General features: G+C 70.1%; 14 protein-coding genes. 12 read left to right on the forward strand and 2 right to left on the reverse strand.

Features of this window, described 5'->3' with window-relative positions:
* Window positions 1–254 precede the first annotated feature (254 nt).
* From ACZOOI_RS17910 to ACZOOI_RS17930, 5 genes are all read left to right on the forward strand, one after another.
* Complete coding sequence (locus ACZOOI_RS17910) at window positions 255–1,901, forward strand: peptide ABC transporter substrate-binding protein (RefSeq protein ID WP_465276818.1); 1,647 nt, start codon at window positions 255–257, stop codon at window positions 1,899–1,901.
* Window positions 1,902–2,059: 158 nt separating this feature from the next.
* The gene (locus ACZOOI_RS17915; protein WP_391586754.1) at window positions 2,060–2,989 is read left to right on the forward strand and encodes an ABC transporter permease; all 930 of its coding nucleotides are present in this window, start codon (window positions 2,060–2,062) and stop codon (window positions 2,987–2,989) included.
* Window positions 2,982–3,995: an ABC transporter permease gene (locus ACZOOI_RS17920; protein WP_465276819.1), complete on the forward strand. Its 1,014-nt coding sequence runs from the start codon at window positions 2,982–2,984 to the stop codon at window positions 3,993–3,995. Before ACZOOI_RS17915 ends, ACZOOI_RS17920 begins: the two co-directional genes overlap by 8 nt.
* A 16-nt stretch (window positions 3,996–4,011) precedes the next feature.
* Window positions 4,012–5,055: an ABC transporter ATP-binding protein gene (locus tag ACZOOI_RS17925; RefSeq protein WP_465276820.1), complete on the forward strand. Its 1,044-nt coding sequence runs from the start codon at window positions 4,012–4,014 to the stop codon at window positions 5,053–5,055.
* On the forward strand, window positions 5,048–6,130 hold the full coding sequence (locus ACZOOI_RS17930) for an ABC transporter ATP-binding protein (RefSeq protein WP_465276821.1): 1,083 nt from the start codon (window positions 5,048–5,050) through the stop codon (window positions 6,128–6,130). The genes ACZOOI_RS17925 and ACZOOI_RS17930 overlap by 8 nt, the downstream gene beginning before the upstream one ends.
* 117 nt (window positions 6,131–6,247) lie before the next feature.
* On the opposite strand, the gene ACZOOI_RS17935 is transcribed toward ACZOOI_RS17930, so the two are convergent.
* Window positions 6,248–8,380: a prolyl oligopeptidase family serine peptidase gene (locus ACZOOI_RS17935; protein ID WP_465276822.1), complete on the reverse strand. Its 2,133-nt coding sequence runs from the start codon at window positions 8,378–8,380 to the stop codon at window positions 6,248–6,250.
* Between the two features lie 206 nt (window positions 8,381–8,586).
* Here ACZOOI_RS17935 and ACZOOI_RS17940 point away from each other — a divergent pair, with 206 nt between their 5' ends.
* From ACZOOI_RS17940 to ACZOOI_RS17960, 5 genes are all read left to right on the forward strand, one after another.
* On the forward strand, window positions 8,587–8,787 hold the full coding sequence (locus ACZOOI_RS17940) for a DUF2304 domain-containing protein (protein WP_465276823.1): 201 nt from the start codon (window positions 8,587–8,589) through the stop codon (window positions 8,785–8,787).
* Between the two features lie 149 nt (window positions 8,788–8,936).
* Window positions 8,937–9,557 carry a class I SAM-dependent methyltransferase gene (locus ACZOOI_RS17945; protein WP_391586760.1) on the forward strand — a complete coding sequence of 207 codons (621 nt, stop codon included), beginning with the start codon at window positions 8,937–8,939 and terminating at the stop codon, window positions 9,555–9,557.
* Between the two features lie 59 nt (window positions 9,558–9,616).
* On the forward strand, window positions 9,617–10,519 hold the full coding sequence (gene mshB / locus ACZOOI_RS17950) for an N-acetyl-1-D-myo-inositol-2-amino-2-deoxy-alpha-D-glucopyranoside deacetylase (RefSeq protein WP_465276824.1): 903 nt from the start codon (window positions 9,617–9,619) through the stop codon (window positions 10,517–10,519).
* A gap of 10 nt (window positions 10,520–10,529) precedes the next feature.
* Entirely contained in the window at window positions 10,530–10,922 is a 393-nt protein-coding gene (locus ACZOOI_RS17955) for a DUF6113 family protein (RefSeq protein WP_465276825.1), read from the forward strand.
* A gap of 355 nt (window positions 10,923–11,277) precedes the next feature.
* Window positions 11,278–14,130: a VanW family protein gene (locus tag ACZOOI_RS17960; protein WP_465276826.1), complete on the forward strand. Its 2,853-nt coding sequence runs from the start codon at window positions 11,278–11,280 to the stop codon at window positions 14,128–14,130.
* Window positions 14,131–14,201: 71 nt separating this feature from the next.
* On the opposite strand, the gene ACZOOI_RS17965 is transcribed toward ACZOOI_RS17960, so the two are convergent.
* Window positions 14,202–14,921, reverse strand: a complete 720-nt coding sequence (locus ACZOOI_RS17965; protein ID WP_465276827.1) for a hypothetical protein — start codon at window positions 14,919–14,921, stop codon at window positions 14,202–14,204.
* Between the two features lie 91 nt (window positions 14,922–15,012).
* On the opposite strand from ACZOOI_RS17965, the gene ACZOOI_RS17970 reads away from it, so the two are divergent.
* Both ACZOOI_RS17970 and ACZOOI_RS17975 read left to right on the forward strand, forming a co-directional pair.
* Window positions 15,013–15,963 (forward strand): ABC transporter ATP-binding protein, encoded by a 951-nt coding sequence (locus ACZOOI_RS17970; protein ID WP_465276828.1) that lies wholly within the window; start codon window positions 15,013–15,015, stop codon window positions 15,961–15,963.
* Window positions 15,960–16,688, forward strand: a complete 729-nt coding sequence (locus tag ACZOOI_RS17975) for an ABC transporter permease (protein WP_465276829.1) — start codon at window positions 15,960–15,962, stop codon at window positions 16,686–16,688. The genes ACZOOI_RS17970 and ACZOOI_RS17975 overlap by 4 nt, the downstream gene beginning before the upstream one ends.
* Window positions 16,689–16,714 lie beyond the last annotated feature (26 nt).

A 16,714-nucleotide genomic window follows, 5' to 3' on the forward strand; every position in this document is an offset into this window, starting at 1 on the left:
TGTCCGTTTGATACGGCTTCATTACTGGTCTCATATGTGCGGGTTTCGAGATTGATCACGGATTTACGTGATCAAACTGAAACCTGTAGGGGATTGGTCGAAGCCATTTGGTGACGGATAGTAGATCCGCTTGTGCTCGGAACCTGGTCACGCGCTCGGGGGCGCCGACTCTACGAGCAGCTGTGACGGAAGCTTCCCGAACGGGACGCCCCGTTGCACTTCACTTCGGTAGTGATTCCACGAGGAGGCAACCCATGCGCGGAACAACGCGCGTGAAGTGGGTCGTCGGCATGGCCGTTCTCGGCCTGGCGGCGACTGCGTGTGGCAGCAGCGATGACGACAAGGGCAGCAAGGGCAGTGGCGGCGGGCTTCCGGCCGGCTACTACTCCGCCAGCAGCACCGAGCCGCAGAACCTGATTCAGCCGGCGAACTCGAACGAGACCGGTGGGTTCTACCCGCTGCAGCTGATGTTCCGCGGTCTGTACACCTACGACTCCAAGACCGGCCAGCCCGTGCCGGCCATGGCGCAGTCGGTGGAGAGCCCGGACTCGACGAACTACACCGTGAAGCTCAAGCCGGGGTGGACCTTCCACAACGGCGAGCCGGTCACGGCGAAGTCCTTCGTCGACGCGTGGAACTGGGGCGCCAACTCCGACAACAAGCAGATCAACTCGAGCTGGTTCGCCAAGATCGAGGGCTACGACGCGGTGCACCCGGAGAACGGTGCGCCGACGACCAAGGAGATGTCCGGCCTCAAGGTGGTGGACGACAACACGTTCACCATCAAGCTCACGCAGGCCGTCTCGTCCTTCAAGGCGAGCCTGGGTTACGTGGTCTACTCGCCGCTGCCGCAGGAGTTCTTCAAGGACCCCAAGAAGTACGGCGAGGCGCCGATCGGCAACGGTCCGTTCCAGCTGGACACCGCCAACGGCGGCTGGAACCACAAGAAGTCGATCACCGTGAAGAAGTACGACAAGTACGCCGGTGACGACAAGCCGAAGTCCAACGGTGTGCGTCTGGACATGTACACCACGTACGACGCCGCCTACACGGCGCTGCGCGACAACAAGCTCGACGTGATCGACCAGATCCCGACGTCGGCCGTGGGCAGCTTCAAGAAGGACCTGGGCGACCGCGCGATCGAGGCCCCGCAGTACTCGATCCAGAAGATCGGCTTCCCGCTGTACGACGCCGGCTGGGGCGCGCCGGGCAAGGAGAAGGTCCGCCAGGGCCTGTCCATGGCGATCGACCGGGCGAGCATCGTCAAGGCGATCTACAAGGGTGCCGAGCAGCCGGCGACCGACTGGCTGGCCCCGAACATCCCGGGTTACAGCAAGGACATCACCGGCGACCTGACCAAGTACGACCCCGCGAAGGCTCGCGAGCTCGTCCAGGCCGGCGGCGGCATCCCCGGTGGCAAGCTCACGATCGCCACGAACGCGGACGGCCCGCACAAGGAATGGGTCACCGCGGTCTGCAACAGCATCAACGAGGCGCTGAAGCAGCCGGGCGCCTGTGAGCCGAAGCTGTACCCCGAGTTCAGCGTGGCGCGCAAGGACATCACCGAGAAGAAGATGACCGGCGCGTACCGCACCGGCTGGCGTGGGGACTACCCGTTCCCGGACAACTTCCTCGCCGACATCTACCTGACCGGTGCCGCGTCCAACGACTCGGGCTACTCCAGCCCGGCCTTCGACGACCTGGCCAAGCGCGCGATGGCCGCCCCGGACCAGACCGAGGGTGTCAAGCTCTGGCAGCAGGCCGAGCAGCAGATGGCGAAGGACGTTCCGTCCATCCCGCTGTGGTACTACGTGACCAAGGGCGGCTCCTCGACCAAGGTTTCCAACGTCCAGTTCGACCCGTACGGCAACCCGGTCTTCACCGAGGTCACCGTCAAGTAGTGATCCGGACATGACCCGGCACTGACATCGGTCCGGCCGCACCCTGGGTGCGGCCGGACCTTGCCGGTGGCGGGCCGGGCCGGCGACGTGCGATCCACGGCGCCGGTCGCTGGTCCGATCCCTCGCTTCGGGCCGACGACGACAGCAGGAGGCTGGCAATGGGGCGATATGTCGTACGGCGACTGCTCCAGATGATCCCGGTGTTCATCGGGACGACGTTCTTGATCTATTACATGGTGTATCAGCTGGGTGGCGACCCCATCGCGGCCATGTTCGGCGACAAGGGTGCCGACCCTGTCTTCGTGCGCCAGATGCGGGAAGAGTTCCACCTGAACGACCCGCTGATCGTGCAGTACTGGTACTACATCACCGACCTGCTCCACGGTGATTTCGGGACGAGCTTCAACGGCCGTCCCGTCGCCGACGAACTCAAGCGGGCCTTCCCCGTGTCGATCCGGCTCGCGATGATCGCATTTGCGATCGAGGTCGTCGTCGGTGTCGGTCTGGGCCTGCTGTCCGGCCTGCGCCGCGGCAAGTTCGTCGACACGCTCGTTCTCGCCGGCACGCTCGTGGTCATCTCGATCCCGGTCTTCGTGCTCGGTACCGTCGCCCAGTTCTGGCTGGGTTCGGAGTGGGGCATCTTCGAGGCCACCGCCACCGTGGGCGACGCGACCTGGAGTCAGCTCCTGCTGCCGGGCATCGTGCTCGGCTCGCTTTCCTTGGCCTTCGTCGCCCGACTCACCCGGACCAGCGTCGCGGAAAACATGCGCGCCGACTACGTCCGCACGGCGACCGCCAAGGGTCTTCCGCGCCGTCGGGTGGTCACCCGCCACCTCCTGCGCAACTCGCTCATCCCCGTGGTGACGTTCCTCGGTGCGGATCTCGGTGCCCTGATGGCCGGCGCGATCGTGACCGAGGGCATCTTCAACGTCGACGGTGTCGGCCGCCTGATCTACCTCGCGGTCACCAAGCACGAGAGCTCGACAGTGGTCGGCGCGGTGGCGGCATTGGTGATGATCTATCTGGTCATGAACCTGATCGTCGACCTGCTGTACGCCGTCCTGGACCCGAGGATCCGGTATGCCTGACATGAACAAGCAGCAGCGCGAACAGCTGCCGACCAGCAGCGACGAGCAGCCTCAGTTCGGCTCCATCGAGAATCCCGGTCTGATGCTCGCGGACGAAGAGGGCACGACGCTGGAGAAGCGCGGCGCGTACTCCGCACCCGACGTGCAGGGGCCGCAGGACAAGCCCCGCGGAGCCTGGGCCGAGGCGTGGCGCGAGCTGCGCAACAGCCCGAGCTTCTACGTGTCGGGCGTGCTGCTGCTCTTCCTGGTGTTCATGGCGGCCTTCCCGGGTGTGTTCACCGACATCGACCCGCGGCACTGCCCGATCCTGGACACCAACAAGGACCCGTCCGGCGACCATTGGTTCGGGACCAACGTGCAGGGCTGCGACGTGTACGCGCGCACCGTCTACGGTGCCCGCGCCTCGATCATCGTCGGCGTCGCCACGACCGCGCTGATCGTGGTCATCGGCGGTCTCATCGGTGCGCTGTCGGGCTACTTCGGCGGCTGGCTGGACACCATCCTGGCCCGCGTCACGGACATCTTCTTCGGCATCCCGCTGCTGCTGGCCGCGCTGGTGTTCATGAGCTCGGTCAAGGACCGCACCGTGTGGACCGTGGTGGCCGCGCTCGGTGTCTTCGGCTGGATGCAGATCGCGCGCATCATGCGCGGTTCGGTGATCACGGTGAAGAAGTCCGACTACGTGGTGGCCGCCAGGGCGCTCGGCGCCGGCACCCCGCGCATCCTGGGTCGACACGTGCTGCCGAACGCGATCGCCCCGGTGATCGTGGTCGCGACCATCTCGCTCGGCACCTTCATCGCCACCGAGGCGACGCTGTCCTTCCTGGGCATCGGGCTGCCGGCCACCGAGATCTCGTGGGGTGCGGACATCAGCTCCGCGACCACCGCGCTGCGCGACTCGCCGTACCAGCTGATCTTCCCGTCGATCTTCCTCTCGGTCACGGTGTTCAGCTTCATCCTGCTCGGCGACGCGGTGCGCGACGCCCTCGACCCGAAGCTCCGCTGAGGGAGGGGACAGACAAGTGACGACGATCGACACGAAGAACAAGCCCGAGGGCTCGGGCTCGGCCGCCGCCGCGCCGCTGCTCGAAGTGGACAACCTCCACGTCGAGTTCCGCACCCGCGACGGTGTGGCCAAGGCGATCAACGGTGTCTCGTACGACGTCAGCGCGGGCGAGACGCTTGCGGTGCTCGGCGAGTCCGGGTCCGGCAAGTCGGTGACCGCGCAGACGATCATGGGCATCCTGGACATGCCGCCGGGGCACATCACCGGCGGTGAGATCCGCTTCCACGGCAAGGACATGCTCAAGATGTCCAAGGAGGAGCGCCGGAAGATCCGCGGCCAGAAGATCTCGATGATCTTCCAGGACGCGCTCTCCGCGCTCAACCCGGTGTATTCGGTGGGCTTCCAGCTCGCCGAGATGTTCACCGTGCACCGCGGGATGTCCAAGAAGGACGCCAAGCTCAAGTCCATCGAGTTGATGGACCAGGTGCGCATCCCGGCCGCCAAGGACCGGGTGAACGACTACCCGCACCAGTTCTCCGGCGGTATGCGCCAGCGGATCATGATCGCGATGGCGCTCGCGCTGGACCCCGAGCTGATCATCGCGGACGAGCCGACCACCGCGCTCGACGTGACCGTGCAGGCGCAGGTGATGGACCTGCTCGCGGAACTCCAGCGCGAGCGCAACATGGGTCTGATCCTGATCACCCACGACCTCGGCGTGGTCGCCGACGTCGCGGACAAGATCGCGGTCATGTACGCGGGCCGGATCGTCGAGCAGGCGCCGGTACGCGAGCTGTACCGGCAGCCGACCCACCCGTACACCAAGGGTCTGCTCGAGTCGATCCCGCGGCTGGACCACAAGGGTCGCGAGTTGTACGCGATCAAGGGTCTGCCGCCGAACCTGATGCGCATCCCGTCCGGCTGCGCGTTCAACCCGCGCTGTCCGTATGCGCAGGACGTGTGTCGCAGCGAGGTTCCGCCGCTGCACGAGATCTCGGTCGGGCGTGGCAGCGCATGCCACTTCTGGGAGACCGTGATGGAGGGAGAAGTCCGTGACTGAGTCCCCGAGCGGCGCGACCGCCGCCGACCTGCGCAAGGTCGTCAAGCCGGTGGCGCAGGGCGAGCCGATCCTTCAGGTGCGGGGGCTGGTCAAGCACTTCCCGATCACCCAGGGCATCCTCTTCCAGAAGAAGATCGGCGCCGTCAAGGCCGTCGACGGCGTCACCTTCGACCTGATGAAGGGCGAGACCCTCGGTCTCGTCGGCGAGTCGGGTTGTGGCAAGTCCACGGTCGCCCGACTGCTGATGAACCTGGAGTCGATCACCGCGGGCAGCGTGCTGTACAAGGGCGACGACCTGGCGAAGTTGTCCGGTCGCGCGCTCAAGGCGGTGCGTCGCAACATCCAGATGGTCTTCCAGGACCCGTACACGTCGCTGAACCCGCGGATGACGGTCGCCGACATCATCGGCGAGCCGTACGACATCCACCCCGAGGTCGCGCCCAGGGGCGACCGCAAGCGGCGGGTACAGGAACTGCTCGACCTGGTGGGCCTGAACCCGGAGCACATCAACCGGTATCCGCACCAGTTCTCCGGCGGTCAGCGCCAGCGCATCGGGATCGCCCGGGGCCTCGCGCTCAACCCGGAGATCATCATCGCGGACGAGCCGGTCTCCGCACTGGACGTGTCGGTGCAGGCGCAGGTGGTCAACCTGCTGGAGAAGCTGCAGAACGAACTGGGTCTGTCGTACCTGTTCATCGCGCACGACCTCTCCGTGGTGCGGCACATCTCGGACCGCGTCGCGGTGATGTACCTCGGGCGGATCGCCGAGATCGGCACCGATGCGCAGATCTACGACCACCCGACGCACCCGTACACCCAGGCACTGCTGTCCGCGGTGCCGGTGCCGGACCCGGACGGCCGCGAGCACCGCGAGCGGATCATCCTCACCGGTGACGTGCCGTCGCCGGCGAACCCGCCCTCGGGCTGCCGGTTCCGCACCCGCTGCTGGAAGGCGCAGGACATCTGCGCCGAGCAGGAGCCGTTGCTGGAGATCCGCAAGGGCCTCTCCGGACTGGGCGCGCACGACAGCGCGTGCCACTTCGCCGAGGAGAAGGACATCGTCGGCGCGGCCTGACCCGCGTCCCGACCCCACAGCGCCCGCCGTTCCCGATCGGGAACGGCGGGCGCTGTGTCGTGTGGCGGCTCGTGTCACTCGCCGTCCGGCGGGCCGGGTGTCGGGCCGCCGGTGGGATCAGTCGATCGCGGGACGCGCCAGCGCGCGGCGCAGGAAGTCGACCTGAAGGAGCAGGAGGTTCTCCGCGACCTGCTCCTGCGGCGTCATGTGGGTGACGCCGGACAGCGGCAGCACCTCGTGCGGGTAGCCCGACGCGAGCAGGCTGCTGCTCAGCCGCAACGTGTGCGCGGCGACCACGTTGTCGTCGGCGAGACCGTGCACCAGCATCAGCGGCCGACGGGTCGTCGGCTGCTCGCCCGCCCGGCCGGCGGTGACCAACGAGTTCCGCCGGTAGGCGTCCGGCTGTTCGGCCGGCAGGCCGAGGTAGCGCTCGGTGTAGTGCGTGTCGTAGAGCTCCCAGTCGGTGACCGGCGCGCCGGCGACCGCCGCGTGGAAGACGTCCGGACGGCGCAGCACGGCCAGCGCCGCCAGGTAGCCGCCGTAGGACCAGCCACGGATGCCCACCCGCGTGGTGTCCAGCCAGGGCCGCTCGGCGGCGACCGCCGCCAGGGCGTCCACCTGGTCCTGGAGGGTGACCGGGCCGAGGTCGAGGTGGACCGACTTCTCCCACTCGGGGGAGTGGCCGGGAGTGCCCCGGCCGTCCGCGACCAGCACCGCGAAGCCCTGGTCGGCGAACCACTGCGAGGTCAGGTGCGGGTTGCGCGCGGCGAGCACCCGCGGGCCGTGCGGGCCGCCGTACGGGTCCAGCAGGATCGGCAGCCGCTCGCCGGAGGCGGGGTCGAACCCGGTCGGCAGCAGCAGCGCGCACGGGATGTCGCGGGCACCGGCGCGGAGCAGCTCGACCCGCGCGGTGAGCACGGGGGTGGCCGCGTGCGAGGTGATCTCGGCGAGCTCGGCGCCCGCGCGGTGCACGGTGACCCGGGCGCCGAAGCGGTCGAGCGAGGAGGACAGCAGCACCGTGGTGTCGCCGGAGCGCACCGCGTTGTGCACGCCGGGCTCGGTGCTCACCCGGGTGACCCCGTCGGCGGCGACCCGGTACACGTGGATCTCGCCGATCTCGGGATCGCTCGCGTCGGTGCCGGCCGATGCGGTGATCAGCACGTCCTCGTCGGCGATGTCCAGGATCGAGCGCACGAACAGACGCCGGTCGGTCAGCTCCTTGTCCGCGACCACCACGCGGCGTGCGCCGTCGGCGTCCGCCAGCCGGACCAGCCGGCCGTCCGGCGTCCACGCGGGCACGCCCGGGACCAGGTCGATCCACACGTCGTCGGTCTCGGCGTGCAGCTCGCGGGTGGTCCCGGCGGCGACGTCGACGGCGAGGGTGAGCAGGCGTTTCTGGTCGCGCGGCTGCACGCTCAGCAGCGGATCGCCGCCGGCCGACCAGTGCACGCTCGCCAGGTAGGGGTATGCCGCGCGATCCCAGGTCAGCTCGGTACGGCTGCCGTCGAGGCCGATCAGCCACGCGGTGACATCGGCGTTGGGGGTGCCGGCCGCGGGATAGGCGACCCGGGTCGGCGCACCGGCCGGGTTGGCCGGGTCGCTGATCCACCAGCGGTTTACCGGCGCGTCGTCCACCCGCGCGACGATCAGCGCGGAGCCGTCGGGGGCCCACCAGTAGCCCCGGAAGCGGGACATCTCCTCGGCGGCGATGAACTCGGCCAGGCCCCAGACGACGTCGTCGCCGTCGGGCTCGGCGAGCGCGGTGTCCCCGGAGCCGTCGACGGCCACGACGCGCAGGGCGCCGCCCGCCGCATAGGCGATGTGCGTGCCGGTCGGGGAGGGACGCGGATCGATCACCGGGCCGGGCACGGTCAGCTCGCGCGGGGCCTCCCCGGTGGCGAGGGAGACGGCGAACAGCCGGCCCGAAAGGGTGAAAGCCGCCAGATCGCCGGCGCTGTCGAGCGCGTAGCCGACGATGCCGGCCGCCCCCTCGCGACTGCGTTCGCGCCGGGCCCGCTCCTCGGCGGAGAGGTCCTCGGCCGCGCCGCCGAGGAGCACCGCGGGATCGGCCACCAGGCGCTCGACGCCGGTCTCGGGATCGAGCGTCCACAGGCACGTGGTGGGGTCGTCGGCGGCCTTGGACCGCAGGAAAGTGATCCGGCCGTCGGCGATGCCGAAGCTGCGCGGAGCGCCTTGGGTGAAGCGCTGCGTGCGGGCGTATTGCCGGGGAAATGTGATCTCCGAGCTCATGCGCCTCAGCGTACGGGGCGGTGACGTCGAGGGAAGAGGAGACCGAGGGAGAGTGCGGACGTCCGTACGAACACCACCTCGCGCCCGCTGAACGAGTGAACGCTGTTCGTGATCGCCGGCTTACAGTCTGTGTGTAGACATGTCCCTTTGGGTCCGCCGGCCGGCTTCCCCGAGCAAGCCGCGAGCCCCCTGCGCACAGGAGGTGCGTGACTGTGGTGGTGTCCGTTTCCGCCGTGCTGCTGCTCGGTGTCACCGTCGTCTTCTTCGTCCGAAAGTCCGCGCTCAGGCCCGTCCACGCGATCGTCTGCACGCTGCTCGGCTTCTATCTGTCGACGACCTCGATGGCCCCCTCGATCCGAGACGCGGGGATGAGCTTCGCGGGAGTGGTGAACGGCATCCATTTCTGACCGGGATTCGTTTCCGAGCGGGTGCCGTCGACGCGGGTCCGGGGGGTCGCTTCCGGGCTGATGCACCGCCGTCGCGGTGAACGGGATCCGGGTGCGATCGCGGGCTCGCCGGGCCGGGTGGTGGGTCGGGCTTTGTAGGCTCGTCTGCCATGACCAATCGATGGCTGGCCAATACCGGTGGCACCCGCGGGCCCGAGTACGCCGAGCGGTTTCGCAGGCTCGCCGCCGAAGGGCGGGACATGCACGGCGAGGCGCGGTTCTGTGACGCGCTGCTGGCCGAGCCCGCGCGCGTGCTGGACGCGGGGTGCGGGACGGGTCGGGTGGCGATCGAGCTGGCCCGGCAGGGCCACGAGGTGGTCGGCGTCGACCTGGACGCCTCGATGCTGGCCGAGGCCGAGGCGGCGGCGCCCGGACTGACCTGGGTGCTCGACGACCTCGCCGACCTGGACCCGCTGCCGCTCGGCGGGCGCGGCAGCTTCGACCTGGTGGTGGCCGCCGGCAACGTGATGATCTTCCTGACCCCGGGCAGCGAGGCCGAGGTCGTGCGCACGCTGGCCACGATGTTGCGGCCGGGCGGGATCCTGGTCGCCGGGTTCAGCCTCACCGGCGGTCCCGACGGGGTCGGGGCCACCATCGACGTCGATCGGTACGAGGCCGCGTGCGCGGCGGCCGGCCTGACCCGCCGCACCCGGTACGCCGGCTGGGCGCGCGAGCCCTGGATTGACGGCGGCGACTATGTGGTGGCCGTGCACGCGCGGCCGACCGGCTGAGCCCGCGGCCGTGGGCCCGGCCCGCCGGGCACCCGGCTCGGCTGCGTAGGCTGTCGAGCATGACCGAACGCACTGCCGAGAGCCCGCTGCGCCTGTTGCTCGTCCACGCCCACCCGGACGACGAAGTGATCAACAACGGCGCGTCGATGGCGCGCTACGCGGCCGAGGGTGTGCACGTCACGCTCGTCACCTGCACGCTCGGTGAGGAGGGCGAGATCCTGGTGCCCGAGCTGGCCCACCTGGCGGCCGACCGCGAGGATGCGCTCGGTCCGCATCGGATGACCGAGATCGCCGACTCGATGAAGGCGCTCGGCATCTCCGACCAGCGCTTTCTGGGCGGCCCGGGCCGTTACCGCGACTCCGGGATGATGGGCGTGCCGAGCAACGACCGGCCCGACTGCTTCTGGCAGGCCGACGTCGACGAGGCCGCGACGCACCTGGTGCCGGTGATCCGCGAGGTACGCCCGCAGGTGCTGGCCACCTACGACGAGCGCGGCGGCTACGGCCACCCGGACCACATCCAGGCCCACCGGGTGGCGCTGCGCGCCGCCGAGTTGGCCGCCGATCCGACCTTCGCCGAGGGCGAGGGCGAGTCCTGGACGATCGCGAAGATCTACTACAACGTGATGCCCCGGTCGATCCTCAAGGCCGGCATCGAGCGGATGATCGAGGCCGGCCAGGACGTGCCGTTCACCGTGGTCGAGGTGGACGAGTTGCCGTTCGCGGTGGACGACGACCAGGTCACCACCGCCGTGGACGCGGGCGACCACGTCGGCGCGAAGTTCGATGCGCTGCGGGCCTATCCCACCCAGGTCTCGGTGGAGGAGGGCTTCTTCGCGCTGTCCAACAACATCGGCCAGAGCATCATGTCGGTCGAGCACTATCGACTGGTCCGCGGCGAACTCGGGCCCACCGGCCCGGACGGCCGCGAGGACGACCTGTTCGCCGGACTGCGCCCGTAAGGTAGCCCTCGTGCCAGAGAAAGCCGGCCGCATCGCGGCATACGTCGTGCTGTTCCTGCTCGGCGTGGTGATCGCCTTCATCGGGGCGTTCACCCAGGCGGCCTACCCACCCGCCGGGCTGATCGTCGCGCTCGCGGGCAGCGGCGGCCTGTTCGTCGCGGGCGGTTCGCTGCTCAAGACGAAGGCGGGCGCCGCGGTACCGGTCGCCGGCTGGATGCTGACCGCGCTGTGGTTGGCGAGCTGGACCAAGCCCGAGGGCGACTGGATCTTCGTCAGCGGGGTCCTGTCCTACATCTACCTGCTCGGTGGCACGATCTTCGGTGTGGCCGCAGCCACTTACCCCTGGGGCGGCATCGAACCCGTCCTTCTTTCGGGTGAATCGGTGAAGACGCATACGAGGTGAGTTCCTTGCCCCGCCATGCTTGCCGACGGCGCGTGCTTCGAGGCAGGCGACGGTGCGGGGTAACGGTGTGGCAGGAGCGCAGTATTGTGGTTGCCGAGGTGCGGTGCGTGTCATGCCCTGTCCATGGGGCCGTCGCGGCCGACTCCTCTAGCCCGTCGTACCGGGCAACCTCGGTGGCCGAGTTCGTCCACTCGCTTTCGATGGGGAGCAGCAAAACCCTCGGAGGCGGTGTCACGACCCGCACACGGCGTGTGTCAACGCACCGCCGTCGCACTTTCCTGGATACCGTCCGACCCCGGGCGGGGGCGGCCGTGCGCCGCCACGCAACCTTCAGCTGTCGGAGAGCTCGTTCTTCGTGAGTAACGACCAGCCCCCCACGCCCGACGACCCGGGCGCGCAGCCGCGCCGCGACGATCTCGGCGGTGATCCGCATCCGTTCTTCGGACGGGTCGGCCGCCCGTCGCCGGCTGCGCCCGCTGCCCGTGAGCGATCCGCCGCGCCCGCGTCGTCTCCGCATCCATCCCCCGATCCGTTCGGGGACGACGACGAGTTCGCGTCGTGGTTCGACGACGAACCGCCCCGGCCCGCGCCCGTCGCGGGGCCGCCGGGTGGCTCGTCGTGGCCCAGCGCGGACGACGATGTGCCGCCCGTCGCGGAACCGCCTCGGCAGGAGGCCCCGCCGCTGGGGCCCAACGGACTGCCGCAGCGCGTTCCCGGCGCCTCGGGAGCCAGGAGTCTGACGGCCGACGGTACGGGCGCGCCCGGTCCGGTGCCGTTCTCGGACGCGCCGCCGCCGGCGTTCGTACCGGGGCAGTCCGGGCAGCCGCCGCTCCACCGGAAACCGCCGCAGGGGCAACCGCACTCCGGCGCGCCCGCCGCTCACGCGGGCGAGCGCGGCGCGGGTGTGCCCGGTGCGGGCCTGGACGACGCCGGCTACGGCCCGCCGCCCGGGTCCGAGCCGTTCGCCCACCCGACCGGACCGACCGACGCGGCGCCGGGCGAGGCGCCCCCGGAGAGCGGCGCGCTGCCGACCCGGGTGGGTCGGCGCCGGCTGATCGCCGGTTTCGGCACGCCCGAGGCCAATGCGGCGCCGGCTCCGCCGGCTGTGGAGTCGGACGCCGAATCGGATGCCGAGTCGGGCGACCAGACCATGACGACCCGGGTCAGCATCAAGATCCCCGGGTCGCGGCCGATCCCGCCGGTGGTGCTGCGCGGCCAGGCACCGCTGCCCTCGCAGGACCCACCGCGCTGGACCCGCGACGGCGAGGCGGACGGGCCGTACGAGTACCAGGCGCGGCAGGAGCAGGACGCCGCCGACCACGGGTTCCCGCAGTACGGCACGACCGACGCGCACGCGGCGGACACCGGTGCGGCGCACCCCGACGACACCGGGGACGGCGCCGACGATCCGCGACCGGCGCCCGCCCGACCGCGGCGGCGCAAGCCGAAGGCGCTGATCGCGTGTGCGGCCGGGCTCGCCGTGCTGGGCGGGGTGTACGGCGCCTCGCTGGCCTATGCCGGCGGCGGGGTGCCGCGCGGCACCTCCGTGCTCGGCGTCAACATCGGCGGCCAGTCCCGAGACGAGGCGGTTCGTACGCTCGAACAAAAGCTCGGCGACCGCACCACCAAGCCGATCCGACTGACCCTGGCGGGCAAGCAGCTCCAGCTCGACCCGGCCGTGGCCGGACTGCTGCTCGACGCGCGTGCGACGGTCAGCGAGGCATCGAAGGGCGGGATGAACCCGCTCACCTCGGTGCCGGCCATGTTCGGCAAGACCCGGGAGACGGCGCCGCGTACGGTCGTGGACCCGGTCAAGCTGGGGGCTCAGCTGGAGGCGCTCGCCGCCGAGGCCGGTGGCGCGCAGCTGGACGGTGGCATCACGTTCGCGGGTGGTCAGGCGACCGCGGTCGCGCCGACCAAGGGCAAGGTGTTGGACACCGCCGCCGCGGTCAAGCTGGTCCAGGCCGCCTTCCTGCGCGGCGACGCTCCGGTCGAACTGCCCACCAAGACCGCCGATCCGAAGGTCACCCAGGCCGAAGTGGACCGCGCGATGCGCGAGTTCGCGGTGCCCGCGATGTCCGGACCGGTCACCCTGACGGCAGGCACCAAGAGCATCAAGCTGACTCCGGCCGTGCTCGCGAAGTACCTCACGATGGTTCCGGACGGCAACGGCAGGCTCCAGCCCAAGATCGACGCGAACGGCCTGCAGGACGAACTGGGCCAGACCTTCTCCTCGGTCGGCGACAAGCCGAAGAACGCGACGTTCAAGGTCGAGGGCAAATTGGCGGCCGGCGCCAAGGTGTCGGTCGTACCGTCCGTGGCGGGCAAGGGCGTCTCCGGTGCGACCGCGGCCGACGCGCTGCTGACGGTGCTGGCCAAGACCGGGACGGCCCGCACCGCGAAGGTCAACCTCGGCCCGATCGAGCCGGAACTGACCACCGAGGCGGCGAACAAGCTCGGCATCACCGAGGTGATGTCGACGTACACGACGAACTACCCGTTCGCCCCATACCGGTTGACCAACATCCACCGGGCCGCCGACCTGATCACCGGCTCGGTGATCAAGCCCGGCGACACCTGGAGTCTGAACAAGACGGTCGGCGAGCGCACCGCGGAGAACGGCTTCGCCAAGGGCACGATCATCAACAACGGGCGCTTCCAGACCGACTTCGGCGGTGGTGTGTCGCAGGTGGCCACGACGACCTTCAACGCGGTGTTCTTCGCCGGGCTCAAGGACGTCATGCACCGTCCGCACAGCTTCTGGATCGATCGCTACCCGGCCGGTCGCGAGGCCACCGTGGCCTGGCCCTCGTTGGACCTGAAGTTCCAGAACGACTCCGGGAAGAACGTCTACCTGGAGTCCACGTACACGGATTCCACGGTGACCGTGACCCTGCTCGGCACGCGCCGGTTCGACGACATCAAGGCCGAGCCGGGCAGCAAGTACGACGTGGTCAAGCCCAAGTCGGTGGTGGACAAGTCGGCCGGCTGCGTGGAGCAGGCCGCCTCCGACGGGTTCAAGATCGACGTGACGCGGGTGTTCATCCAGGGCGGCAAGGAAACCGCGCGGGAGAAGTTCCACACCAAGTACGACCCGGCGGACAAGATCACCTGTGATCGCACCGGCGGCGCGGAGGGCGAGGGCCAGGGACGCACGGCGGACTCACCACCGCCGGGCGGGATGCCGGCGCGCGCCTCGGACGACTAGCGCCACGCATCCTCTCGACGCCGGACGGGCGCCACGCCCGTCCGGCGTCGTGCGTTCGGGGCCTGGCCCGGTCAGTCGGTGGGGCGGCCCACGTCGCGGGACAGGTCCAGGGCCAGGAAGCGGTCCAGGTGGGCCAGCGCCTCGAACCGGGCGCCGGGCGCCAGCCCCTGGTCGCGGGCCAGTTCGAGCACCAGCCGAAGCGCGGTGCGGGTGTCCAGGTCGTCGTCGAGCGCGGCGTGGATCGGCTCCACCGCCTCGCTCGGCAGGGCCCGGGACGGGGACTCGGCGCACTGCGCCGTCCGGGCGCGCAGCTCGGCGAGGGTGCGCTCGGCCTCGGCGGCCCCGAGATAGCCCTTCGGGTCCGCGCGCAGCGGCTCGTCCGCGGCCAGCGAGAGCAGGAGCAGGCGCAGCGCGAGCGGGTCCTCGGGATGCGGGACCGGGCGGCGCGGCGCCGCCTCGATCAACGCCGCCGGATGCAGCACGTGCACCCGGGCCCTCGGGCCCTGATCGCCGCTCTCGCCGATGTACAGGTCGATCGCGCCGTCCGGCTGCCCGGCGGTGGGCACCGGCATGTTGTACCGCCCGTAGCCCGCCGCGTCCGCCACCTGGGCGCGGTACGGCAGCTGATGGATCGTCACGGTCAGCCGGTGCCGGCCGGCGACGCGGCGGAAGGTGTCGGCGAGGATCGCCGCGCGCAACGAGCGGCTCGGATACGCGACGCGCACCCGTCTGCCGATCGAGCTGGTCACGGGCTCGGACTTGCCGGTCTGGGAGTCGGTCAGTCGCACCATGCGCCCACGGTAGGCGCCCATGACATCTGTCATGGCGCGATCAGGAGGTTTCCCACTTCGCCGGGTCGGCGCCCGCCGCCACTGTTGATCCATGACGATCACGGCTGGAAAACAGACGACCGCGCCGGCCGTCGCGCTCAGCGGTGTGCGCAAGAGCTTCGGCGACCTGCGCGCCGTGGACGGTCTCGATCTGGAACTGCACCAGGGCGAGACGGTGGCACTCCTGGGCCCCAACGGCGCCGGCAAGTCCACCACGCTGGACCTGCTGCTGGGCCTGAGCCGGCCCACCGAGGGCACCGTCGCGCTGTTCGGCGGCGACCCGCGCGACGCGATCCGGTTGGGCCGGGTCGGCGCGATGTTGCAGAGCGGCGGCCTGATGCCGGACGTGACCGTCGGCGAGATGGTCGAGCTGGCCCGGGACCTGCACCCGCGCCCGTTGCCGCAGGCGGAGGTGCTGCGCCGGGCCGGGATCGAGGAACTGGTCGGCAAGAACGTCGCCAAGCTCTCCGGCGGTCAGGCCCAACGGGTGCGCTTCGCGGTCGCCATCGCGGGCGAGGTGGACCTGATCGTGCTGGACGAGCCCACCACCGGCATGGACGTGGACAGCCGGCAGCGGTTCTGGGGGAGCATGCGCGAGCAGGCCGAGCTGGGCCGCACCGTGCTGTTCGCGACGCACTACCTGGAAGAGGCGGACAACGTCGCCGACCGGGTGCTCGTGCTGCACCGCGGCAAACTGCTCGCCGACGCGAGCGCGGCGCAGATCAAGGCCCGCGCGGGACTGCGCCGGATCGCCTTCGACCTGGCCGAGACGGTCGAGCGGTACGAGCCCACCCTGCGCGCGCTGCCCGGCGTGGTGCAGCTCGAACTCGGCGGCAACACGGTGCGCATGCGCAGCGACGACGCCGACGAGACGGTCGCCGCGATCTACGCCGCCGGCCTTCGGCCGCGCGGCCTGGAGGTGGCCGGACTCGGCCTGGAGCAGGCGTTCCTGGCGATCACCCAGCAGGCGGACGAGGCGGAAGGCATGGAGATCGCGTCATGAGGACCCTGTTGAGGCTGGAGATCCTGCGGATGCTGCGCAACCGCCGGTACCTGATCTTCACGCTCGCCTACCCGGTCGCGATGTACCTGATCTTCGGCAGCCAGTCGGGTGATGTCGAGGGCACCGACGTCGCCGCCTACATCATGGTGTCGATGGCCTCGTTCGGCGCGGTCGGCGCGACGCTCAGCGCGGGTGTGCAGCGGATCGCGGCGGAGCGGCAGAGCGGCTGGACCCGCCAGCTGCGGCTGACCACGCTGACCGGGCGGCAGTACGTGATCTCCAAGCTCGTCTCGGCGGCGGTGGTCGGCCTGCCCGCGATCGTGCTGGTGCTGTTCACCGGCTTCCTGCGCGGGGTCCGGCTGGACCCGTGGCAGTGGGGCGTGCTCGTGATCGCGCTGTGGTTCGGCTCGTTCGTGTTCGCGGTGCTGGGGATCGGGCTGGGCTACCTGGTCGCGCCCGACTCCGCCCAGCCGGTGTTCATGCTGGTCTATCTGGGCATGGCGGTGCTCGGCGGGATGTGGGTCCCGTTGACCGGGTTCCCGCAACTCCTCCAGGACATCGGGCACGTGATGCCCACGTACCGGCTCGGCCAACTCGGCTGGGAGGTGCTGGGCGGCCGGTATCCCCGGGTGTCGGACATCGCGGTCCTGGCGCTGTATCTGGTCGCGTTCACCGCGTTGGCGGCGTGGCGCTACCGTCGCGACGAGCAAAAGGTCGCGGCCTGAGTCCGGATCGCTCGGCACGGGATCTC

The organism is Embleya sp. L77 (genome assembly GCF_055557415.1).

Bases quoted from the DNA above. Each gene is read 5' to 3' on its own strand.
- ACZOOI_RS17920 (WP_465276819.1), top strand. From the start codon at position 2,982: ATGCCTGACATGAACAAGCAGCAGCGCGAACAGCTGCCGACCAGCAGC.
- ACZOOI_RS17935 (WP_465276822.1), bottom strand. From the start codon at position 8,380: ATGAGCTCGGAGATCACATTTCCCCGGCAATACGCCCGCACGCAGCGC.
- ACZOOI_RS17945 (WP_391586760.1), top strand. From the start codon at position 8,937: ATGACCAATCGATGGCTGGCCAATACCGGTGGCACCCGCGGGCCCGAG.
- ACZOOI_RS17970 (WP_465276828.1), top strand. From the start codon at position 15,013: ATGACGATCACGGCTGGAAAACAGACGACCGCGCCGGCCGTCGCGCTC.
- ACZOOI_RS17915 (WP_391586754.1), top strand. From the start codon at position 2,060: ATGGGGCGATATGTCGTACGGCGACTGCTCCAGATGATCCCGGTGTTC.
- ACZOOI_RS17965 (WP_465276827.1), bottom strand. From the start codon at position 14,921: ATGGTGCGACTGACCGACTCCCAGACCGGCAAGTCCGAGCCCGTGACC.
- ACZOOI_RS17910 (WP_465276818.1), top strand. From the start codon at position 255: ATGCGCGGAACAACGCGCGTGAAGTGGGTCGTCGGCATGGCCGTTCTC.
- mshB (WP_465276824.1), top strand. From the start codon at position 9,617: ATGACCGAACGCACTGCCGAGAGCCCGCTGCGCCTGTTGCTCGTCCAC.
- ACZOOI_RS17975 (WP_465276829.1), top strand. From the start codon at position 15,960: ATGAGGACCCTGTTGAGGCTGGAGATCCTGCGGATGCTGCGCAACCGC.